The 22,078-nt window shown below is 46.7% G+C and carries 16 protein-coding genes; 13 read left to right on the plus strand and 3 right to left on the minus strand.

All coding sequences use genetic code 11. The annotated features are described in order from the left end of the window. Positions 1-29 precede the first annotated feature (29 nt). The 9 genes from E5329_RS03470 (at position 30) to E5329_RS03510 (ending at position 13,449) form a co-directional block, all read left to right on the plus strand. Positions 30-1,343: a vWA domain-containing protein gene (locus tag E5329_RS03470; RefSeq protein WP_135988208.1), complete on the plus strand. Its 1,314-nt coding sequence runs from the start codon at positions 30-32 to the stop codon at positions 1,341-1,343. Next, positions 1,333-2,838: an AAA family ATPase gene (locus E5329_RS03475; protein WP_135988209.1), complete on the plus strand. Its 1,506-nt coding sequence runs from the start codon at positions 1,333-1,335 to the stop codon at positions 2,836-2,838. The genes E5329_RS03470 and E5329_RS03475 overlap by 11 nt, the downstream gene beginning before the upstream one ends. Positions 2,839-2,849: 11 nt before the next feature. Beyond that, complete coding sequence (locus tag E5329_RS03480) at positions 2,850-3,509, plus strand: HAD hydrolase-like protein (protein WP_135988210.1); 660 nt, start codon at positions 2,850-2,852, stop codon at positions 3,507-3,509. 163 nt (positions 3,510-3,672) lie between these two features. Then, positions 3,673-4,659 carry a diaminopimelate dehydrogenase gene (locus tag E5329_RS03485; protein WP_135988211.1) on the plus strand — a complete coding sequence of 329 codons (987 nt, stop codon included), beginning with the start codon at positions 3,673-3,675 and terminating at the stop codon, positions 4,657-4,659. 136 nt (positions 4,660-4,795) lie between these two features. Then, positions 4,796-5,587: a hypothetical protein gene (locus tag E5329_RS03490; protein WP_135988212.1), complete on the plus strand. Its 792-nt coding sequence runs from the start codon at positions 4,796-4,798 to the stop codon at positions 5,585-5,587. Continuing rightward, entirely contained in the window at positions 5,584-6,465 is an 882-nt protein-coding gene (locus E5329_RS03495; RefSeq protein WP_135988213.1) for a CPBP family intramembrane glutamic endopeptidase, read from the plus strand. The genes E5329_RS03490 and E5329_RS03495 overlap by 4 nt, the downstream gene beginning before the upstream one ends. A gap of 416 nt (positions 6,466-6,881) precedes the next feature. Continuing rightward, positions 6,882-11,423 carry a glutamate synthase large subunit gene (gene gltB, locus E5329_RS03500; protein ID WP_135988214.1) on the plus strand — a complete coding sequence of 1,514 codons (4,542 nt, stop codon included), beginning with the start codon at positions 6,882-6,884 and terminating at the stop codon, positions 11,421-11,423. A gap of 13 nt (positions 11,424-11,436) precedes the next feature. Next, the gene (locus tag E5329_RS03505) at positions 11,437-12,927 is read left to right on the plus strand and encodes a glutamate synthase subunit beta (protein WP_135988215.1); all 1,491 of its coding nucleotides are present in this window, start codon (positions 11,437-11,439) and stop codon (positions 12,925-12,927) included. 30 nt (positions 12,928-12,957) lie between these two features. Then, positions 12,958-13,449 (plus strand): HD domain-containing protein, encoded by a 492-nt coding sequence (locus tag E5329_RS03510; protein WP_135988216.1) that lies wholly within the window; start codon positions 12,958-12,960, stop codon positions 13,447-13,449. A gap of 115 nt (positions 13,450-13,564) precedes the next feature. On the opposite strand, the gene E5329_RS30390 is transcribed toward E5329_RS03510, so the two are convergent. Beyond that, positions 13,565-14,065, minus strand: a complete 501-nt coding sequence (locus E5329_RS30390) for a coiled-coil domain-containing protein (RefSeq protein WP_275442973.1) — start codon at positions 14,063-14,065, stop codon at positions 13,565-13,567. 225 nt (positions 14,066-14,290) lie between these two features. Here E5329_RS30390 and E5329_RS03520 point away from each other — a divergent pair, with 225 nt between their 5' ends. Then, entirely contained in the window at positions 14,291-15,418 is a 1,128-nt protein-coding gene (locus tag E5329_RS03520) for an aldo/keto reductase (protein ID WP_135988217.1), read from the plus strand. A gap of 63 nt (positions 15,419-15,481) precedes the next feature. Here E5329_RS03520 and E5329_RS03525 read toward each other — a convergent pair whose 3' ends face one another. Together E5329_RS03525 and E5329_RS03530 are read right to left on the minus strand one after the other, a co-directional pair. After that, positions 15,482-17,020, minus strand: a complete 1,539-nt coding sequence (locus E5329_RS03525; RefSeq protein WP_135988218.1) for a nitrite/sulfite reductase — start codon at positions 17,018-17,020, stop codon at positions 15,482-15,484. Positions 17,021-17,161: 141 nt separating this feature from the next. Next, positions 17,162-18,040, minus strand: coding sequence for a LysR family transcriptional regulator (locus tag E5329_RS03530; RefSeq protein ID WP_135988219.1), 879 nt, complete (start codon positions 18,038-18,040; stop codon positions 17,162-17,164). 219 nt (positions 18,041-18,259) lie between these two features. Here E5329_RS03530 and E5329_RS03535 point away from each other — a divergent pair, with 219 nt between their 5' ends. The 3 genes from E5329_RS03535 to E5329_RS03545 all read left to right on the plus strand — a co-directional run bounded on the left by E5329_RS03535 (position 18,260) and on the right by E5329_RS03545 (position 22,072). Continuing rightward, positions 18,260-19,882 (plus strand): FAD-dependent oxidoreductase, encoded by a 1,623-nt coding sequence (locus tag E5329_RS03535; protein ID WP_135988220.1) that lies wholly within the window; start codon positions 18,260-18,262, stop codon positions 19,880-19,882. 169 nt (positions 19,883-20,051) lie between these two features. Next, positions 20,052-21,002 carry a 4Fe-4S dicluster domain-containing protein gene (locus tag E5329_RS03540; protein ID WP_135988221.1) on the plus strand — a complete coding sequence of 317 codons (951 nt, stop codon included), beginning with the start codon at positions 20,052-20,054 and terminating at the stop codon, positions 21,000-21,002. Positions 21,003-21,022: 20 nt separating this feature from the next. Further along, positions 21,023-22,072 carry a YeiH family protein gene (locus E5329_RS03545; RefSeq protein WP_135988222.1) on the plus strand — a complete coding sequence of 350 codons (1,050 nt, stop codon included), beginning with the start codon at positions 21,023-21,025 and terminating at the stop codon, positions 22,070-22,072. The last annotated feature ends 6 nt before the right edge of the window (positions 22,073-22,078 follow it).

Below are 22,078 nucleotides of genomic sequence, written 5' to 3' on the forward strand. Positions count from 1 at the left end.
ATAGAGGATAAGTATAGAAGGGCATGATTATGTTTGAAGAAGCTTTGGTTGAGAAAATAGAAATTTGCAGCGAAATTATCAAAGACTGCAGAAGCCAGCTGTATCTGAACCTGCGGTTTTTGGATGCTGCGCTTTGCAGCCTGGCGCCGGAGCCGTCCATGTCATTGGAACGGACGGCTTCGGACGGAGAGGTTTTCCGGTATCAGCCGGAATATCTGATAGCCCAATACAGAATAGGAAATGTTTCTGTGAACCGCTGTTATCTCCACAGTATATTTCATTGTCTCTTTGGGCATATCTGGAATTTGCCGGAACCGGAGGAGGAAATGCTCTGGGATCTTTCCTGTGATATTGCAGTAGAGTATGTAATGGATGGGCTTGCCCTTCGCTGCCTGCGCAATCCGCCCCGGCCTTACCGAAGGGCCGTGTATGAAGGGCTGCTGAATAGAATTCCTGTGATTCATGGGGAGGGAGTTTTTCGTTTGCTGAAGGAAGGAGAGCCGGATATCCGCGTTCTGGCAAGAATGATCCGGGAATTTGCCGTAGATGAGCATTTTCTTTGGAAAAGAAAAGATTCCGGGCCCAAATCTCCCTTAGACCAGCAGAACCGGTGGAAAGATATCCGGGATAAAATGGAAACGGAGTTGGAGACTTTTTCCAAAGAGGCGGCAGAGGATTCCAAAGGATTGATAGAACAGATTCAGGTAGAAAACCGGGAGCGGTACGATTACCGGGCGTTTTTGAAGAAATTCTGTGTGCTGAAGGAAGAAATGCAGGTGGATTTGGACAGCTTTGATTATATTTTTTACAATTACGGCATGGAGTTATATGGAAATATGCCGTTGATTGAGCATCAGGAAACAAAGGAAGTGCAGAAAATTGAAGATTTTGTCATTGTGATTGATACATCCATGTCCTGTAAGGCAAGCCTGGTGCAGAAATTTTTGGAGGAAACTTACAGTATTTTAAGCCAGTCGGAATCCTTTTACCGAAAATTCTGCATTCATGTGATCCAATGTGACGAGCGGGTGCAATCCGATATTGTAATAGAGAATCAAAGGCAGCTTGCCGCTTACATGGAGCAATTTCAGGTGAAGGGCATGGGCGGTACGGATTTTCGTCCGGCCTTTGAATATGTCAATACGCTTCTGGCAAAAAAGGCGTTCCGGAAACTGCGGGGTCTGATCTATTTTACTGATGGATACGGGCAGTATCCATTGAAAAAGCCTGTATATGATACGGCTTTCGTGTTTTTTCGGGAGGATTATCTGGATGTGGATGTGCCGCCCTGGGCAATAAAGTTAATTTTAGGCAAAGAGGAGCTTTCGAATAATGAATATTAAAAGAACCAAGGAAGAAATCAAAAACACCATAGAAGCTTATCTGAAAAAGGATGAATACGGGGCTTATGAGATTCCGGTTATCCGGCAGCGTCCCATGCTTCTCTTAGGGCCTCCCGGCGTTGGAAAGACCCAGATCATGGAGCAGATTTCCAGAGAATGCAAAATCGGGCTGGTGGCCTATACCATCACCCACCATACCAGGCAGAGCGCCATTGGCCTGCCCTTTATTTCCAAAAAACAATACGGAGGCAGGGAATATGCGGTGACTGAATATACCATGAGCGAGATTGTAGCTTCCGTGTATGAGAAAATGGAGCAGACTGGGCTTTCGGAAGGAATTCTTTTTCTTGACGAGATTAATTGTGTGTCAGAAACGCTGGCGCCTGCCATGCTGCAGTTTCTTCAGTGCAAATCCTTCGGCAATCATAAGCTTCCGGAAGGCTGGATTATTGTTGCGGCGGGAAATCCGCCGGAGTATAATAAATCGGTGCGGGAATTTGATGTGGTTACCATGGACCGGGTGAAGCGGATAGAGGTGGAGGCTGACTTTGAAGTATGGAAGGAGTACGCCTATCGCCAGGGGCTTCACGGAGCGGTGATTTCTTATTTGAATGCCAGGAAGCAGAATTTTTATCAGATGGAAACTACAGTGGACGGCAGGAATTTTGCAACTCCAAGGGGCTGGGAGGATTTATCAGATTTTATCTGGGTGTATGAGAAGCTGGGAAAAATCATAGATCGGGAAGTAGTGGCCCAGTATATTCAGTTTCCGAAAATTGCTAAAGATTTTGCAAATTATTTGGAGTTGTATGACAAGTATCAGACAGATTATCAATTAGAGGAAATTTTTCGGGGACATTTGGATGAAATTCTGTTAAAAAAGATTGGACATGCTTCCTTTGATGAGCGGCTCAGTGTATTGGGATTAATCCTTTCCAGAGTGAACGAAATGTTGAAAAAGGCAGTGCAGTGGGAAGAATATATGGAGCGGCTTCAGTCCTGTCTGCTGGAGTATAAGGAGCTGACAGAGAGTGATTCTGATGATGCGGATGGACAAGAATTGTTCTCTGATATTTGCAATAAGTTAAATGTAAATTATACGAAATTGAGCAAGTCAGAGCTTCTTGGACGGGAAGAGAAAAAACAATATCAGAGAATCCTTCATGCCCTGGAAAGGTTTGGGCAGACATTGAAGCTGGAGGGGATTCGGGAGAGGCGGCAGTCTTTTGCGCGGGTGAAAGAATTGTTTACACTGGAACATGAAGCTTATGAGGGACAGCAGAATCAATCCCTGGAGGCTCTGGAATACGCTTTTGATTTTATGGAGGGAGCTTTTGGCACAGGGCAGGAAATGGTAATGTTCATTACGGAACTGAATTCTAATTATTACAGCGTAAAATTTCTGGAGGGCTGCGGCTGTGAAAGATATTTTCAGTATAATCAGGAATTGCTTTTTGATGAAAAGCGCAGAAAATTACTGGAACGTTTGTCATAAAGGAGGAAAATATGAAGAAGACCACCATATTATTTGATTTGGACGGAACTCTGGTGAATACCGAAGAAGGGGTGGATAAAAGCGTCCGGTATACCCTGGAAAAATATGGGATGAAGGAACCGGACAGGAATACGGTCCGGCGGTTTATCGGCCCTTTGCTGGTGGATTCCTTTCAGCGGGAATATGGATTTTCCCGAGAAAAAGCAGAGGAAGCGGATCTGATATTCAGGGAACGGTATGAAACCATCGGCTTGTTTGAGTGTGAATTGTTTCCCGGCGTGAAAGAAGCTCTGAAGATCTTGAAAGAAAAAGGGTATAAAATCAGTGTGGCTTCCTCCAAGGAAGAGGTGCCCTGTCAACGGATTTTGGAACGTTTGGGCATTGCAGAATATTTCGATTTGATCTGCGGAGCCCGGCTGAAAGAAAATATCGGAGAGAAGGCGGAGGTTTTGAATGATGCATTAAAGCGTCTTGGGATTTCTGATAAAAAGGAAGCGGTATTAATTGGCGACAGCAGGTATGACGCCAGAGGCGCAAAAGAAGCAGGAATTGACTGTATCGGCGTTTCCTATGGATTTGAAGAGGATTTGGAAGAAATGCGCAAGGCCGGCGTAAAGGAAATCTTTGATACGCTTGCCCAAGTGATAGAATATCTGGAATCTGCGGATTGAAATTTCAGATGCGGAAATGATAGAATCTCGGAAGGCTGAACATGGATGCTTTCGGATACGGAAGCGATAGAACATCGGAAGGCTGAACATGGATGCTTTTGTATTCAGATACAAGAGATAAAATAAAATCAGAATATTATTTTTAGAAAAGGAGAATGCAAGGATGAGTATTAGAATTGGAATTTTAGGCTATGGAAATCTTGGGAGAGGAGTGGAATGCGCAGTCAGGCAGAATCCGGACATGGAGTTATCAGCGGTATTTACCAGGCGAGATCCGGCACAGGTTTCCATTCTCACAAAAGAGGCGGCGGTGTGCAGGGTTTCAGAAGCGGAGAAATGGAAAGGGAAAATTGATGTGATGATTCTCTGCGGCGGAAGCGCAACGGATCTGCCCCAGCAGACGCCCCAATACGCCCGATATTTTAATGTAGTGGACAGTTTTGACACCCATGCAAGGATACCGGAGCATTTTGCCAATGTGGATCAGGCGGCGAAAGAGAACGGAACGCTCGGCATTATTTCTGTGGGCTGGGACCCGGGAATGTTTTCTTTAAACCGTATGTACGCCAATGCAATTTTGCCGGAAGGGAAAGATTACACTTTCTGGGGCAAGGGGGTCAGTCAGGGCCACTCTGACGCCATTCGGAGAATTGCGGGAGTGAAAAATGCAAAACAGTATACGATTCCGGTGGAACATGCTTTGGAAGCTGTGCGGGCAGGAGAGAATCCCGCGCTTACCACCAGGCAGAAGCATACAAGAGAGTGCTTTGTCGTGTTGGAAGAAGGGGCAGATCCGGCGAAAATAGAAGAAGAAATCAAGACTATGCCCAATTATTTTGCAGATTATGATACGACAGTGCACTTTATCAGTGAAGAGGAATTATTAAAGAACCACAGTGGGATTCCCCACGGCGGATTTGTGATCCGTTCCGGCAAAACCGGGTGGGAGCAGGAAAACAGCCACGTCGTCGAATACAGCCTGAAACTGGATTCTAATCCGGAATTTACAGCCAGTGTCATTGCGGCGTATGCAAGAGCGGCTTACCGCCTGTCTCAGGAAGGGCAGACCGGATGCAGGACAGTATTTGACATTGCGCCGGCTTATTTGAGCCCGAAAAGCGGGGAAGAGCTGCGGAAACATTTGTTATAGAAAAGTATTTTGTTTGCTGGCATAAAAAAATTCTGGAAACTGCCGATATTAATTTCAGCTACGGATGGCATTTATTTCCAGGGAATGGAATAGGTGCCGTTTTTTAATTTCTTTTGGAGCACAGGAGGGAAAAATTATGTTAAGCAGAGTGCAGAACAGTACAGGAAATGGATATTTTTCACAGGCAGTTTCGGAATACGCCAGGAGGATGAAACCGGAAGAGAAGAAAAAGAATCATTCGTCAGGGAAAACCATTGCTGAATTCTCTGAGAAAGAATGGAACAAGCTATTACAGAAGGTGGATTACTCTATAGAAAGCTATAAAACAGATGTGAAGCAGAGACAAAAAGAAGCGCTGGAGCGGAAAAAAGAACAGGCGGATCAAGCTGCTTTCGCAAACGGGAATTCGGGACAGGAATATGAGACGAATGTATTGTGGGAAGGGAAAGCCCGCAGCATGCGTTTTCATAAGATTAATCAGGAAAAGTCTGAAATGGGCCAGGAGCAAAATCAGGAATTGAAGATTGTGGACACGATTTCTGATGAGTTAAAAGACGAGGCAATACGGAAAATCATCGGGAACCGGAAGAGCGCTCCCTATTCCATGCTGGCAGATGAAAATGGGATGATTACCTATCATGGAGTAGTCTTCCAGTGCGATGAGGAACAGAACAGCCTGTGTCTGGGAGATGTGTCAGATCCAGACCAGTGTATTTCCGTTCCTTTAGAAAGCGGCGGCCGCCTGGTGGTAAACCGTAATGATATTGATGCGCTTTCTACGGCTATCGGCATGTTTTCGCCGGAAGATATCAGGCGGATTATGCAGGCCATTGCCCAGGATGGAAAAGTAAAGAAGACGGAAATGGAGATAGAGGATATGACCAGCGGGGTGGAAGTGCTGGAGAAAGAAAAGGAAGAAGAATCATGAATGCAAAGAATAACCCATACAACAGCAGCGCGATTTTCAAGTCTTGGAATGTCATATATCCGATTTTTATTTACTTTGTGGTGACAAATCTTGCCATGTCACTGTTTGCTATGTTTGCCTCCTTTCTGGGGGCAGACATCCAGGAACAGTACATGGCGCTGCAGACGGCGGCGGTGGCGGTGACCATTCCCTTTATGGTACGTTATTACAGCAAAGACCGCAAAGTACCCACTGTATTTTGGAAGCGCATGGAGCTGATGTTTCAGAAGAAAAGCTTGGTCCAGAAAGCGGGAAACGGAGTTCTGATGTTTCTTGCAGGGGCTTTTGTGGGAGCGGCGCTGAACAATCTTCTGGCGTTAACGACACTGAAAGAGATTTCCCAGGGATTTCAGGAGGTCAACAGCTATTTTTTTGCAGGAGGAATTTTCTTTGAATTGCTGGGCGCCTGTTTGCTGACTCCTTTTCTGGAGGAATTATTGTACCGCAGCGTAGTGTATGCAAGGTTGTGTGATTTGCTGATTGTAACGAATGAAGAAAAGACAGAGAAAGGCCGCAAAAAGGAGCGGCAAAGTCGACTGATTGCTATGACGCTGTCCGCATTGCTGTTTGGAGTGCTTCATCAGAATCTGGTGCAGTTTGTGTATGCGGGAGCGCTGGGAATAATGCTGGCCTGGTTTGTAGAGGAGGCCGGACATTTTTATGGCGCATTTCTGGCCCATGTAGGGGCAAATCTGATTTCTGTGCTGCGGGTGGAAACTGGAATGCTTCGGTGGATGGAACAGAGCAGAAGTGTTTTTGCAGGGGCTACCGCAGGTCTGGCAGTCATCAGCGCTGTGCTTCTTGGGGGGATTTGGGGGCTGAACAAAAAGAGGCAGTGATTGGGGAAAACAAAGGAATCTGTTTTTCCCACTGCATATGCAAAAAGCCTTGGCGCAGTTCGCTGCGCTTACGTTTTTTGACATGTGTCTTTGAAGAAAAATTTTAACACAATTCAATAAAATCTTCGATTTTTAATTCAAATCAATAAAATTCCAGAAAAAAATTTCTTTCATATTTCAATAAAATTGTTTGTATATTTGCCTATTAATGTGAAAATATCATTAATTATCAGAAAATTTATAGTTAAAAATTAATATAATCAAATTATCAGATAATAATGGCAAAAAAATGGTTTACAGAAATGAAAAAATATTGTATAGTTATATCAGCACTTTAATACAACAAAGTACCCATGCAGCCATACATTTGACATATCAAAAACCGGCGGCTGCAATTTGGCAGGGAGGATGAGAACATGCAGGAAACGAAAAGAACAGCCATGGGCATGTATAACCCAGGCTTTGAACATGACAACTGCGGAATCGGCGCAGTGGTGAATATTAAGGGAATCAAGACCCACCAGACCGTAGAAAATGCATTGAAGATTGTAGAGAATCTGAAACACAGGGCAGGAAAGGATGCGGAAGGGAAAACGGGAGACGGCGTAGGAATTCTTCTGCAGATTTCCCATAAATTCTTCAAAAAGGCGGCAAAAGAGGCGGGAATTGAGGTGGGAGAAGAACGGGATTACGGAATCGGCATGTTTTTCTTTTCCCAGGATGAGCTGAAGCGGAATCAGGCTAAAAAGATGTTTGAAGTCATTGTGAAAAAGGAAGGCATGGAATTTCTGGGCTGGCGGAAAGTGCCCATTGCGCCGGAACAGCTGGGCCAGAAAGCCGTGGATTGTATGCCTTATATTATGCAGGGATTTGTGAAGCGGCCGAAGAATGTGGAAAAGGGGCTGGCCTTTGACCGGAAGCTGTATGTAGCCAGACGGGTGTTTGAACAGTCCAACGATGACGTTTATGTGGTTTCTTTGTCCAGCCGGACGATTGTATATAAGGGAATGTTTCTGGTAGAACAGCTTCGTCTGTTTTTTGGAGATTTGCAGGATAAAGATTATGAATCCGCCATTGCGACGGTGCATTCCAGATTTTCCACCAACACCAACCCAAGCTGGGAGCGGGCGCATCCCAATCGTTTTATTGTGCATAACGGGGAAATCAATACCATCCTTGGAAATGCGGATAAGATGCTGGCGCGGGAAGAAACCATGGAATCTGTCTATTTAAAAGGACAGCTGCAGAAGGTGCTTCCGGTGGTAAATGCGGAAGGCTCAGACTCCGCTATGCTGGATAATACATTGGAATTTCTGGTGATGAGCGGCATGGATCTGCCTTTGGCGGTGATGATTACCATTCCAGAGCCCTGGGCCAACAACGCCCTAATGAGCCAGAAGAAAAAGGATTTCTACCAGTATTACGCCACCATGATGGAGCCTTGGGACGGGCCGGCTTCCATTGTGTTCAGCGACGGGGACATCCTGGGGGCGGTTCTGGATCGGAACGGGCTGCGTCCCTCCCGCTATTATATTACCGAGGATGACAACCTGATTCTTTCCTCAGAAGTGGGGGTTCTGGATGTTGATCCGATGAAAATCGCAGCAAAAGAACGTCTCCGTCCGGGAAAAATGCTTTTGGTGGATACGGTCCAGGGCCGGATCATTGACGACGATGAATTAAAAGAAAAATATGCCAATAGACAGCCTTACGGGGAATGGCTGGATCGGCACCTGATTAATTTGTCTGATTTAAAGATCCCCAATCAGCGTGTGCCGGAGTATGAGAAAAAAGAACGCCAGAGAATGCAGAAAACCTTTGGCTACACCTATGAATCTTTGAAGGAAGCTATTTTGCCTATGGCGAAAAACGGCGGAGAAGGAACGGCGGCCATGGGAATTGACACGCCCCTTGCGGCATTGGCCGGGGATCATCAGCCTCTGTTTAACTATTTTAAACAGAAATTTGCCCAGGTCACCAATCCGCCCATTGATTCCATTCGGGAAGAAGTGGTGACAAGCGCCACGGTCTATATTGGCGAGGATGGAAACCTGCTGGAAGAAAGGCCCCTGAACTGTCAGGTGCTGAAGGTAGACAATCCGATTTTGACCAATACGGATATTATGAAAATAAAGTCCATGAAAGCAGAAGGCTTCAAGGTGGTGGAGATTCCAATTATCTACTATAAAAATACCAGCCTGGAAAAAGCCATTGACCGTTTGTTTGTGGAAGCGGACCGGGCATACCGAGACGGAGCCAATATTTTGATTCTGTCTGACCGGGGCGTGGATGAAAACCATGTGCCAATCCCTTCCCTATTGGCAGTGTCCGCCCTGCAGCAGCATTTGATTAAAACAAAAAAAAGGACAGCTCTTGCAATGATTCTGGAATCGGGAGAACCCAGGGAAGTCCATCACTTTGCCACATTGCTGGGATACGGCGCCTGTGCCATCAATCCTTATCTGGCGCAGGATACGGTAAAACAGCTGATTGACGATCATATGTTGGATAAAGATTATTATGCGGCCATTGCAGATTACAACCACGCTATTATCCATGGAATCGTAAAGATTGCGGCTAAGATGGGAATTTCTACGATTCAGTCCTATCAGGGCGCCAAGATTTTTGAGGCAATCGGCATCTCTGCCGATGTCATTAATAAATATTTTACCAATACGGTAAGCCGCATTGGGGGAATTACGTTAAAGGATATTGAAGAAGACGTCAACGCCCTTCATTCCAGCGCCTACGATCCGCTGGGGCTGGAAACCGATTTGACCCTGGAGAGCCGGGGGCGCCACAAGATGCGCAGCGGCGCAGACAGCCATTTGTACAACCCCCAGACCATCCATTTGCTGCAGGAGTCCACAAAGCGAGGAGATTATCAGCTGTTTAAACAATATACGAAGGCGGCGGACGGACAGGAGAAAAACGCCAATATCCGGGGAATGATGGATTTTGCATATCCGAAGAAATCCATTCCTTTGGAGGAAGTGGAAAGCGTGGATTCCATCGTGACAAGGTTTAAAACAGGGGCCATGTCTTACGGTTCCATTTCCCAGGAGGCCCATGAGACATTGGCAATTGCCATGAACCGTCTCCATGGTAAATCCAACAGCGGCGAGGGCGGAGAAAGCCCGGAGCGTCTGGTGACAGGTTCCGATGGCAAAAACCGCTGTTCCGCCATCAAGCAGGTGGCTTCCGGACGGTTCGGCGTGACCAGCCGTTATCTTGTCAGCGCAAAGGAAATCCAGATTAAGATGGCCCAGGGGGCGAAACCGGGAGAAGGAGGACATCTGCCGGGGCAGAAAGTGTATCCCTGGATTGCCAGAACCAGGCTTTCCACGCCGGGAGTGTCGTTGATTTCTCCGCCTCCCCATCATGACATTTACTCCATTGAAGACCTGGAGCAGTTGATTTATGATTTGAAAAATTCCAATAAAGACGCAAGGATTACTGTGAAGCTGGTATCTGAAGCGGGAGTTGGAACGGTTGCGGCAGGCGTTGCCAAGGCAGGGGCTCAGGTGGTTCTGGTTTCTGGATATGACGGCGGGACGGGAGCGGCTCCCAGCAGCTCCATCCACAATGCAGGGCTTCCCTGGGAACTGGGCCTTTCCGAAACCCATCAGACTCTGATTTTAAACGGACTGCGCAACAAGGTGCGGATTGAGACGGACGGAAAGCTGATGACAGGGCGGGATGTAGCCATTGCCGCTATGCTGGGAGCGGAAGAATTTGGATTTGCAACGGCTCCCCTGGTGACGATGGGCTGTATCATGATGCGTGTCTGCAATCTGGACACCTGCCCGGCGGGAATTGCAACCCAAAATCCGGAACTCAGAAAACGGTTTGCTGGAAAACCGGAATATGTGATTAATTTTATGCGTTTTATTGCAGAGGAATTGCGGGAATACATGGCAAAGCTGGGGGTTCGCACCGTAGATGAGCTGGTGGGAAGAAGCGATTTGCTGAAGGTGCGGGAGGATTTGACAGAACGGGAAAAGGAACTGGATTTATCTGGTATCCTGAACAATCCTTTTGCAGGCCCCAAGTCTAAGGTGATTTTTGATCCCAAACAGGTGTATGACTTTGAGCTTGAGAAAACCAAGGATGAAAAGGTTCTGATGAAGCAACTGAAATTTGCCCTGGAAGGAGGGCAGAGGCGCAGCATTAACGTGGAAGTCAGCAATACGGACCGTTCCTTCGGCACGATTTTCGGTTCGGAAATTACCAAACGGTTCGACGACGATTTAGAGGAAGACACCTTCCTGGTAAAATGCACAGGAGCTGGCGGTCAGAGTTTCGGGGCGTTTATTCCCAAAGGGCTGACCCTGGAGCTGGTAGGCGACAGCAACGATTACTTTGGAAAAGGGCTTTCCGGAGGAAAATTGGTGGTTTATCCTCCTACCGGAGTGAAATTCAGGCAGGATGAAAATATTATTATCGGAAATGTAGCTCTTTACGGAGCAACCAGCGGAAAAGCGTTTATCAATGGAGTTGCCGGAGAACGGTTCTGTGTCCGCAATTCCGGCGCTGTTGCAGTGGTAGAGGGCGTGGGCGACCACGGCTGCGAGTATATGACTGGCGGCCGGGTGGTAGTGCTTGGCAAAACCGGGAAAAACTTTGCGGCAGGCATGAGCGGCGGCATTGCCTATGTGCTGGACGAAGACAGTGATTTGTATACCAGAATTAATAAGGAAATGGTATTTTCCGAGGAAATTACATCCAAGTATGATGTAATGGAATTAAAGGATATGGTGAAGGAGCATGTGGCGCTGACCAATTCAGAAAAAGGCAAGGAAGTGCTGGAGCATTTCAGTGAATATCTGCCGAAATTCAAGAAAATTGTACCCTATGATTATCACCGGATGATGATGGCGATTGTGCAGATGGAAGAAAAAGGGTTAAGCTCAGAGCAGGCACAGATTGAGGCATTCTATGCCAATATGAAGAATTAGGAGGGACGCGGAAATGGGAAAACCAACAGGATTTATGGATTACAGCAGACAAACAGCAGAGGCGGCTGCCCCTCGGGAACGCATAAAGAATTTCAATGAATTCCATATCCCTCTCAGTAAAGAAGAACAGCAGATACAGGCCGCCCGCTGTATGGCATGCGGTGTGCCCTTCTGCCAGTCCGGTATGGAGCTGATGGGAATGACTTCCGGCTGCCCTTTGCACAATCTGGTGCCGGAATGGAATGATCTGGTATATACCGGAAACTGGGAACAGGCGTACAACCGTCTGGCGAAAACAAATAATTTTCCCGAATTCACCTCCCGGGTATGCCCGGCGCTCTGCGAGGCGGCATGTACCTGCGGACATTATGGAGACGCCGTTTCGGTAAAAGAAAATGAGCATGGAATTATTGAAAACGCCTATGAGCAGGGGTTTGCCAGGCCAAAACCGCCTAAGGTGCGCACCGGCAAGAAGGTTGCAGTGATAGGTTCCGGCCCTGCCGGCCTTGCTGCAGCGGATCAGCTGAACAAGCGGGGGCATCAGGTTACTGTTTATGAACGGGAGGATCGTATCGGCGGGCTTCTGATGTATGGAATACCTAATATGAAGCTGGAAAAGCATGTGATTGATCGGAAAGTGAATATAATGAGGGAAGAGGGCGTGGAATTTATCACCGGCGCCAATGTGGGAAAAGATGTGAAGACGGCCAAACTGTTAAAGGAGTATGACCGGATAATTTTAGCCTGCGGAGCCAAGAATCCCCGGGATATCAAAGCCCCTGGCAGAGACGCCAAAGGAATTTATTTTGCAGTGGATTTTCTTTCAGCCACCACGAAAAGCCTTTTGGATTCTGACTTGAGAGACAACAAATACATTTCTGCCAAAGGGAAAAAGGTAGTGATTATTGGCGGCGGCGACACAGGAAATGATTGTGTGGGAACGTCCATCCGCCATGGTGCGTCTTCAGTAACTCAACTGGAAATGATGCCGAAGGCGCCGGATCAGCGGGCGGATAATAATCCCTGGCCCCAGTGGCCTAAAGTCTGCAAGACAGATTACGGTCAGGAGGAAGCCATTGCCCTCTTTGGCCATGACCCGCGGATGTATCAGACGACGGTTAAGGAATTTTTAAAAGATAAAAATGGAAAACTCTGCGGACTTATAACGGTGAAGCTGGAAAACAGGCAGGATGAAAAAACAGGACGTATGGTAATGGCGGAAGCGCCTGGTTCTGAGCAGAAGCTGGAAGCGGATTTGGTATTGATTGCAGCCGGCTTTCTGGGAACGGAAAAATACGTGGCGGATGCATTCGGAATTGCGTTGAATGAGCGAACCAATGTGAAGACAGAGCCGGAAAGCTATGAAACTAATGTGAAGCATGTGTTTGCAGCAGGCGATATGCGCAGAGGCCAGTCTCTGGTGGTATGGGCTATCCGGGAAGGCAGGGAAGTTGCCAGGGCAGTGGATGAGAGCCTGATGGGCTATACGAATCTGGGCGCTTAGCGCCCGGCAGGCTGCAGGGAGATAAAATTAATGAATAGTTCAGAAACTTTAATACAAATGATTGAATATGCAAAGGGAAACCGCCGTGATATTAATCATCTTATGAAAGTGTACGCTTATGCCAGGACCATTGGAATCTGTGAAGGATTAACTTCCCAGGAACAGACTGTGGTTGAGCTTGCAGCGATTCTCCATGATATTGCCTGTCCCTTATGCCGGCAGAAATATGGCAGTACAAAGGGAGAATATCAGGAATCGGAAGGAGCGGTTCTGGCGGCAGAATTTCTGAAAGATACAGATTGGCCAAAAGAAATCACAGAACGGGTGGTTTATCTGGTGGGCCATCACCATACTTTGCATGACATTGACGGCATAGATTATCAGATTCTGATAGAGGCTGACTATCTGGTAAATGCTGATGAAGCCGGATACTCAGAAGAAAATATCAGAAATATCATGGAACATGTGTTTCGGACGCACACGGGAAAGACTCTGCTGCAGACCGTGTTTGGCATTAAATAGCGATTAAATACCGATGGAATGATGTGGCTGAGGTGACTGTGCCCGGCGCACAAAATGTTCAAGCTCCTCAGATCGAGGAGCTTGAACATTTTGTGCTGATTCCGTGCAGATCAACTTATGCCAGCCGCTGCTTTAACATGTTAACATCAGATTCTAACTTCCGGACTTTGATAGCTAACATTTCCACTTCTGAACTGGGTTCCATGGCGTTATGTAAATTTCTGGACAAATCAAGATGTCCTTCGGCTACACGCTGAATATTAATTCGGATTTCATTTTCAAGAATCAAATGGATATCTTTGATTTGTGCTTGTAAATCAATCACCTGAGTTTCCAGAGAAGTGATTCTGTCTTCCAAAGAATTGAATTTACCTTCTAAGGAAGTGATTCTGTCTTCCAAAGAATCGAATTTACCTTCTAAGGAAGTGATTCTGTCTTCCAAAGAATCGAATTTACCTTCTAAGGAAGTGATTCTGTCTTCCAAAGAATCGAATTTGCCTTCTAAGGAAGTGATTCTTTGATCCAGGGAATCAATCCTTTGATCCAGAGAATCGAATCTTTTATCGGTTTGGTTAAGTTTTTCAAGAATTAAATCAAGCTTTTGGCTATCGGTCATAGTGTCCCCCTTTGATAATTTTTTTGAAATTTGGGATACTGTGCTGGTGAAACCAGTATAACAGAATCAAGGGAAAAAGTCTATGAATTTTAGTTTAATTTTCTGCAAGTTGTTAAAAGCAAATTACGATACCTGAATCCTATAGAGTTCCATACAGGAAAAGTATTTGCGGGATATAGGGCTTTGCATTATAATTATAGAAAAACAGATTGGGAGGAACAGCATATGATTTACAAAGAGTTTTCGGATTTAAAGTTATCAGCTCTTGGAATGGGGGCAATGCGTCTGCCAGTGGTAGATGGAGACGATGGCAGAATTGATGAAGCGGCAGCGGAGAAAATGGTAGATTACGCCATGAAGCAGGGGGTAAATTACTATGACACCGCATGGGGATACCATAATGGCAATTCAGAGCTGGCAATGGGAAAGGCTCTGAGCAGATATCCCAGGGAAAGCTTTTATCTTGCCACGAAGTTTCCAGGATACGATCTTTCCAATATGGATAAGGTGGAAGAGATTTTTGAAAAGCAGTTGGAGAAATGTCAGGTAGATTATTTCGATTTTTACCTGTTTCATAATGTCTGCGAGATGAATATTGATGCCTATCTGGAGGAAAGCCATGGAATTTACCGTTACCTGATGGAACAGAAGAAAAATGGACGTATCCGTCATCTGGGCTTTTCCGCTCACGGCAGCGTAGAAGTTATGAAGCGTTTCCTGGAGGCTTACGGTAAGGATATGGAATTCTGCCAGATTCAGATGAATTATCTGGACTGGTCCTTCCAGAATGCAAAAGGCAAGGTGGAGCTTTTGGAGGAATATCATATCCCAGTGTGGGTGATGGAACCGCTGCGGGGCGGCCGGCTGGCAAAGCTTCCGGAGCAGGCAGAAGAAACCTTGAAGGCAATACGGCCAAAGGAAAAGATCCCTGCATGGGCGTTCCGGTTCCTGCAGTCTGTTCCGCAGGTAACTGTTGTGCTTTCCGGCATGTCTGATATGGAGCAGTTACAGGAAAATATCAGGACATTTGAGACGGAAGAGCCTTTGAAACAGGAAGAAATGGACACACTGCTGTCTGTGGCGGACGGCATGTTAAATGGGACGCTTCCCTGCACAGCCTGCCGTTACTGTGTCAGTCATTGTCCCAGGGATCTGGATATCCCGGCTTTGCTGGAACTTTATAATGAACATAATTTTACCGGAGGAGGGTTTATCGCGCCGATGGCGCTGATGGCAGTGCCGAAAGAGAAACATCCGGATTCCTGTATCGGATGCAGAAGCTGCGAGGCAGTCTGTCCCCAGCAGATTAAAATTTCAGAAGCTATGAAAGATTTTGCAGGAAAATTGAAATAAAACAGCCAAACCGATGGATGCGGCCCCAACAGCCGCCGCCGTCGGTTTCTGTTTTTTGGATAATCATAGAAAGGGGGCTGCGATTTCCAGGAAATCTTCATGACAGTCCCTTACAAATTCTGAATAAGTCATTTTCCGGGAAGTAATTTCTCTGCCAAGCGTAACAAGAAATTCAGGAATCTCAGATTCTGCCATTATCCCTAATTCGGATGCGAATTTTTCCTCTCCCTCAATGGGACAGCCCATTTCATAGACAGCAAAGGCGGGTTTAGGCCCTTCTGGAGTCTGTTTTACGCCGCCTCGGAATCCAAGGGAAGCCACCGGATGACCGGAGCAGGAAGAGGGGCAGCCGGAGATATGGATTTTAGGCAGGGTATCATCCGGAAATTGTTCCTTTCGGACTCTGTCAATACAGGCTTTTAAAAGGGCCTGAGAATCCCTGGCTCCTACCTGGCAGATGGAGGCGCCGATGCAGGAGACGGAAGTTTCAAAACAGGTCTGAGCGCCGTCCCCGGTCAGGGCCAGGATAGCTTTTGCTTCTTCGGCGGTCAGGTTGATCAGGTACAGACTTTCATCTGGAGAAACCCGCAGCAGAACTTCTTCCATAGGGAGGATTGCCTGGTACAGGCGCCGGAAAAAATCCGGTTTGGGGCAGCCGCCAATGGGATGGTAGCACACGGCGTACAGACCCTCCTGTTTTTGCGAAATGACCCGGGGATGGCGTAATGGCTGTCCGCCGCCCCGTTTTTTGACTGTGGGCACAGCAAGAGACAGGTCAAGAGTTTCAGAGTCAAACGCCTGGTTCAGCTTTTCTTGGTACGCCTTGATATATCCCTCGCTTCCCAGGGTATCCTGCATAAAGCGGGTGCGGGATTTTGCGCGGTTTTCATAGTTGCCGTAGGTAACGAAAACGTCAATCATGGCTTTGATGTAATACAAAGTTTTAGAAGGATCAATCTCAGAGGCCACCAGAACGCCCATTTTGGGTTCCCGTCCTAGTCCGCCGGCGCTGTATACATCAAAGGTTCCCCGCTCTGTGGCAGCGAAGCCCAGATCTCGAAAGGTTACATGGGTAATATTTTCTTTGGAATTGGAAAATCCCACTTTTAATTTCCGGGGCAGTTTGACTTTGTGGATAAAACCAAGCAAATAACCGGCGGCCTCTTTGGCATAGGGAAGCACATCGAAAAATTCTCCCTGCTGTACGCCGGAAAGCGGGGAGCACATCACGTTTCTGGGATAATTTCCCCCGCCGCCCCGGGTAATAATGCCGTGGTTGAAGGATTCTTCGATTAAAGCGCACACCTGTGCCTCTGATAGATTGTGGAGCTGGACGCTTTGGCAGGTGGAAAAGTGAACCAGGGAAATGTTATATTTTTCAATGCTTTCTGCGATAAACAGTAATTGTTCTTTTGTGATTTCTCCGCCGGCAAAGCGCAGGCGCAGCATACTGGCAGCGCCGCCCCTTTGGGCATAGCTGCCGAAGCCTCCGGAAAATTTTTTATATTGGGCAACGTTGATGTCTTTTTGGTAGAATTTTTTTGTCATTTCATGAAATTCTTTCAGGTCTCCCCGAAATTCTTCAATATAATTCTGCGGCATAATAACCTCCTGTGTCAAAAGCAGATCTGAATTGGCGCTGTAGCATGGCGGTTACAGCGCCTGATGTCTGTGGCATGATACAAGTATTCCCAAAAGGAAGAAAAATACTCTCCATGGCTTATGACGCAGTAAAATATTTTATCATTCCATATTTTTTATTAAATCAGAAAATTCCTGCATTTGTGAGGTGACAGGACGGCAGTGATTGTAACAGAGATAGAAATAGCGTTTCATGGATACATTTTCGATTTGGCAGACGAAAATGTCGCCTTTTTCTTCATATTCGGCGGCACAGCGACGGGATAAAACCCCCAGGCCAAGATTATGGCGCACAGCGTCCACAATGCCGCAGCGGCCGCTGCATTCCCATTTTATCGCAAAAGGAATGTGGGAATGCAGCATAATATTTTCGAAGATAGCCCGAGTGCCGTTTCCCTTTTCCCAGATTATAAAATCCTGATGCCGCAGTTCTTCTATGGCAATAGAGCTCCGTCCGGCAAAGGGATGGCCTTTTCCGCAGATGATGCACAAGGTGTCTTCCAGGACAGGTTCAGTCATAATTTCCTGATGGACGATAATCCCCTCCACCAGCGCAATATCCAGTTCATTGTGAATCATCCGGTGCTCAATGAGCTGTGTATTGTCTATAAATACCTTTACGTCAATGTCGGGGGACTGGAGCGTAAGGGTTTCCACCAGAGAGCCCATCAGGGTGTTTCCCACGGTAAGGGTGGCGCCGATGCGCAGGGGGCGCAGGGAGTTTGCATGCTTCATAGACTGCTCTAAATGCTCATGGCTGGCGGCAATCTCCCTGGCGCTTTCTAACAGCATCTGTCCAGAGGGAGTGATTTTCAGTTCTTTGGGAAAACGTTCAAAGAGCCTGGTCTGATATTCATTTTCCAGATCTGAAATAATCTGGCTTACGGTAGGCTGGGAAATGTACAGGCGCTTGGCTGCCTCGCTCATTTTTTTGTATTCGGCTACGGCAATAAAGGTTTTTAATTGTTTTAAGGTTGCCACTTGGAATCCTCCTGCTATTTGATAAAAATAGTGATGTTTTGTCCATGCTTTTCATAGATTAAAAATATTTATGAGAAAGTACAGGCGGTATTATAGGAAAATACCTATAGATTAGTTTATATTTTACTATTTTACGTCCAATTTAACAAGTGCTATCATAAAAACATAGAGAAAATTGTCGAATTTTTATCAATCTTTTTCAATTTAAGGAGGTAGGATATGAAAGTAGTGGTACTTGGCGGGGTTGCTGCCGGCACGAAGATCGCAGCGAAGCTGATGCGGGAGAACCGGGGGAATGAGGTTCTCGTACTGAATAAAGGGAAGAATATTTCCTATGCAGGCTGCGGGCTTCCCTATTATGTTGGGCATGTCATTGAGGACAGAGAGCAGCTGATTGTGAATACGCCGGAGAAATACGCCAAACTCACCGGCGTAACCGTGATGACTGAAACTGAGGCAACCAAGGTGGATCCTGAGGCAAAGAAAGTAACGGCAGTGAATCTGGCCACAGGTCAGGAGCAGACCTATGATTATGACAAGCTGGTAATTTCCGTAGGCGCAAGCCCCATCAAGCCGCCCATTGAAGGCTGTGATTTGGAAAACGTATTCTTTGTGAGAACGCCGGAGGACGCCATTAGAATCCGTGAAGCAGTAGATGCAGGCAATGTGAAGCGGGCCGTAGTGGTAGGCGCAGGTTATATCGGATTGGAGATTGCCGAGAACTTGAAATTACAGGGCGTCCGTCCTTTCGTGCTGGATATGGCAGAGCATGCGCTTCCAGGATTTGATGCTGAGATGGCCGAATATGTGGAAGGAAAATTACAGGAAAGCGGAATCCCGGTGGTAACGAAAGTTGCAGTAACCGGAATCGAGGGAGACGGCAAGGTTGAGAAGGTTCTGACCAGTAAGAAGGCTTATAAGGCTGATTTAGTGGTGCTAAGCGCCGGAATCCGCCCCAACACATCCTTCCTGGATGGAATCGGACTGGAAATGTTCAAAGGAACTATTCTGACCAACGGAAAGGGAGAGACAAACCTTCCGGATATCTATGCGGCAGGTGACTGCGCAATGGTACATAACGCGCTGACTGAGAAGGCAGCATGGTCTCCCATGGGATCTACTGCGAATATCAGCGGCCGTCTGATTGCCCAGAACATGATGGGCGCAGACTTTGGCTACCGTGGCGTACTGGGAACGGCAGTATGTAAGTTACCGGGCTTAAATGTAGGAAGAACTGGATTGACAGAAGCCCAGGCTGAAGCAGAAGGGTTCCATCCTGTCAGCGTGATTACAGTTGTGGACGACAAGGCGCATTATTTCCCGGGCGCAGGAGCCTTTGTAATTAAGATGATTGCAGACAAGGATTCCTTAAGACTGCTGGGCGTGCAGGTCATCGGCGCAGGAGCAGTGGATAAAGTAGTGGATATTGCAGTGACAGGCATTATGCTGAAAGGAACCCTTACCGATCTGGCAGATATGGATTTGGCCTATGCACCGCCGTTCTCTACTGCAATTCATCCTTTTGAGCACACATTGAATGTGCTGATGAATAAAATTAATGGCAAATTTGAGACATTTACTCCGGCAGAGTATGCAGCGGGCGCAGCAGAAGGCTATAAGGTAGTGGACGCATGTCTTGCGCCGTCCATTGAAGGCGCGCCTTATGTAGAGCTTACCACAGTGGAAGGCCCGGTAGAGGGACTGGATCCGGAAGAGAAGCTTCTTCTTGTCTGCAACAAAGGAAAGAGAGCTTATCTGCTTCAGAACCGGTTGAAATTCTATGGATACAAGAATACGAAAGTATTGGAAGGCGGAATTACTTTCAGCGATGTGGAAGCGTAAGAGATTGTCGTTATTTCCAGAATGGCGCGAATGTGCCCTGTATCATTCAGAGTAATGGTTCAGCGCCTGCAGAAATATGGAATCATATGTTTCAGCCAAAGGCAAATCCAAGACGCCTTTGGCGCAGGAGCTGCTGTTAAATAGAAAAAAGAAAAGGAGATTGAGGGTTATGGGATGTACAATTAAACCTGAAGAAATCAAAAGAGTGAAAGGACTTGGATTTCTGAATAACAAAGGAACAGATTTATTTAACGGACGTGTGATTACGGTAAATGGTAAAATCACGGCAGAGCAGACAAAAGTAATTGCAGAAGCAGCAGAAAAATTCGGAAATGGAGATGTGGAATTTACCACACGCCTTACTGTGGAAGTACGGGGCATCCATTTTGACAATATTGAGCCCTTCCGTGAGTATATTGCAAAAGCAGGCCTTGAGACCGGCGGTACAGGCTCTTTGGTTCGCCCAGTGGTATCCTGCAAAGGAACCACCTGCCAGTATGGACTTTATGACACCTTTGATTTGTCTGAGAAAATCCATGAGCGTTTCTACAAAGGATATCATACGGTAAAGCTTCCTCACAAATTTAAAATTGCAACCGGCGGATGTCCCAATAACTGCGTGAAGCCTGATTTGAACGATTTGGGTATCGTAGGCCAGCTTGTGCCAAACGTGGACGATGATATGTGCAACGGATGCAAGAAATGCCAGGTGGAAACAGCCTGTCCGATGAAGGCTGCAAAAGTGGAAGACGGCGAGCTTGTCATTGACAAGGAGGCGTGCAACAACTGCGGACGCTGCGTAGAACAGTGCCCATTTGACGTAATTGAAGACGGAACTCCGGGATACAAGATTTATATCGGCGGAAGATGGGGCAAGAAGGTTGCCCACGGACAGCCCTTATCTAAGGTATTCACCACAGAGGAAGAGCTTCTGGATACGGTAGAGAAAGCAATCCTGCTGTTCCGTGAACAGGGACAGACGGGAGAACGTTTTGCAGATACCATTGCAAGAATCGGATTCGAAGAAGTGGAAAAACAGCTTCTTGCCAATGATATATTAGATAGAAAACAGGAGATCCTGGATGCACAGCTTCATCTGGCAGGAGGAGCAACCTGTTAATTTTGGGAGGAATTTAGGAAATGGGTTCAAAGAAAAAATACGGCGCAATTCTGTTGTGCCTGGTGATTGGATTTCTGGCAACGAAATCCACAGATTTGCAGTCTTCCGTGTTCGGGCGCGTGGTTATGGGCGGACCAATGGTTGCATTGTTAGTTTCTATGATTATCTGCAATATTATTCCAAGCGTGGATAAGGACTTTAAAGAGGGAACGACTTACTGCAGCAAACAGTTCCTGAACTGGGGCATCATCATGACAGGCGGAACCTTAAGCTTTGCTGACATTATGGGAACTGGCGTCAGAGCGCTGCCGTTAATCTTGTTTAATATCTGTCTTTCCTTTGCAGTGGCAATGCTGGTGGGCAGAAAAATCGGCGTGACGAAGAACACCTCTGTTCTGGTAGGCGGCGGAACCTGCATCTGCGGCGGTACGGCCATAGCAACCTTAAGCCGGATTATCAAGGCAACGGACGCAGAAATCGCATTTGGTATGGCGGCAATTTTCCTGTTTGATACGATTTCAGCTTTTTCTTATCCGTATATTGCACCGGCAATCGGATTTACAGAGAACCAGTTTGCTTTCGTAGCAGGCACTGCAATCAATGACACATCCTCAGTTGCAGGCGCTCAGGCTACCTATCAGGCTATGATTGCCAATCCTGAATTCAGCGGCGCCTTGAATGTTAAGCTGGTGCGTACCACTATGCTGATCTTCGTGGCAATTGTCTGGACGGTTCTGATGGCGAAGGACGCCAAGAAGAACGGGGAGGCTGGAAGCAATGACAGCATCCTGGCAGTTGTAAAGAAAACCTTCCCTATGTTCATTCTCTGGTTTGTGGTAATGGCAGGCCTGAATACTTATGGCGTGTTCAGTGAAGTGGGAAGCGATCTTTTGAAGGTGGTAAGTAAGTTCCTGTTTGCATCTGCTTTAGCGGGCGTGGGATTTAAGATTAAGTTTAAGGATGTATTTTCCAAGGGATTGAAGCCTATTGCACTGGGCGGAATCACTTGGGCTTGTGTGGCAGCGTCTTCCTATATCTTTGCATTCCTTTTTGCAGGATATATCGGTTAGAAATTG

The organism is Petralouisia muris (genome assembly GCF_004793545.1).
GTDB lineage: Bacteria > Bacillota > Clostridia > Lachnospirales > Lachnospiraceae > Petralouisia > Petralouisia muris.

Excerpts from the sequence above, each read along its gene's own strand:
- E5329_RS03470 (WP_135988208.1), top strand. The coding sequence starts at position 30 with ATGTTTGAAGAAGCTTTGGTTGAGAAAATAGAAATTTGCAGCGAAATT.
- E5329_RS03475 (WP_135988209.1), top strand. The coding sequence starts at position 1,333 with ATGAATATTAAAAGAACCAAGGAAGAAATCAAAAACACCATAGAAGCT.
- E5329_RS03480 (WP_135988210.1), top strand. The coding sequence starts at position 2,850 with ATGAAGAAGACCACCATATTATTTGATTTGGACGGAACTCTGGTGAAT.
- E5329_RS03485 (WP_135988211.1), top strand. The coding sequence starts at position 3,673 with ATGAGTATTAGAATTGGAATTTTAGGCTATGGAAATCTTGGGAGAGGA.
- E5329_RS03490 (WP_135988212.1), top strand. The coding sequence starts at position 4,796 with ATGTTAAGCAGAGTGCAGAACAGTACAGGAAATGGATATTTTTCACAG.
- E5329_RS03495 (WP_135988213.1), top strand. The coding sequence starts at position 5,584 with ATGAATGCAAAGAATAACCCATACAACAGCAGCGCGATTTTCAAGTCT.
- gltB (WP_135988214.1), top strand. The coding sequence starts at position 6,882 with ATGCAGGAAACGAAAAGAACAGCCATGGGCATGTATAACCCAGGCTTT.
- E5329_RS03505 (WP_135988215.1), top strand. The coding sequence starts at position 11,437 with ATGGGAAAACCAACAGGATTTATGGATTACAGCAGACAAACAGCAGAG.
- E5329_RS03510 (WP_135988216.1), top strand. The coding sequence starts at position 12,958 with ATGAATAGTTCAGAAACTTTAATACAAATGATTGAATATGCAAAGGGA.
- E5329_RS30390 (WP_275442973.1), bottom strand. The coding sequence starts at position 14,065 with ATGACCGATAGCCAAAAGCTTGATTTAATTCTTGAAAAACTTAACCAA.
- E5329_RS03520 (WP_135988217.1), top strand. The coding sequence starts at position 14,291 with ATGATTTACAAAGAGTTTTCGGATTTAAAGTTATCAGCTCTTGGAATG.
- E5329_RS03525 (WP_135988218.1), bottom strand. The coding sequence starts at position 17,020 with ATGCCGCAGAATTATATTGAAGAATTTCGGGGAGACCTGAAAGAATTT.
- E5329_RS03535 (WP_135988220.1), top strand. The coding sequence starts at position 18,260 with ATGAAAGTAGTGGTACTTGGCGGGGTTGCTGCCGGCACGAAGATCGCA.
- E5329_RS03540 (WP_135988221.1), top strand. The coding sequence starts at position 20,052 with ATGGGATGTACAATTAAACCTGAAGAAATCAAAAGAGTGAAAGGACTT.
- E5329_RS03545 (WP_135988222.1), top strand. The coding sequence starts at position 21,023 with ATGGGTTCAAAGAAAAAATACGGCGCAATTCTGTTGTGCCTGGTGATT.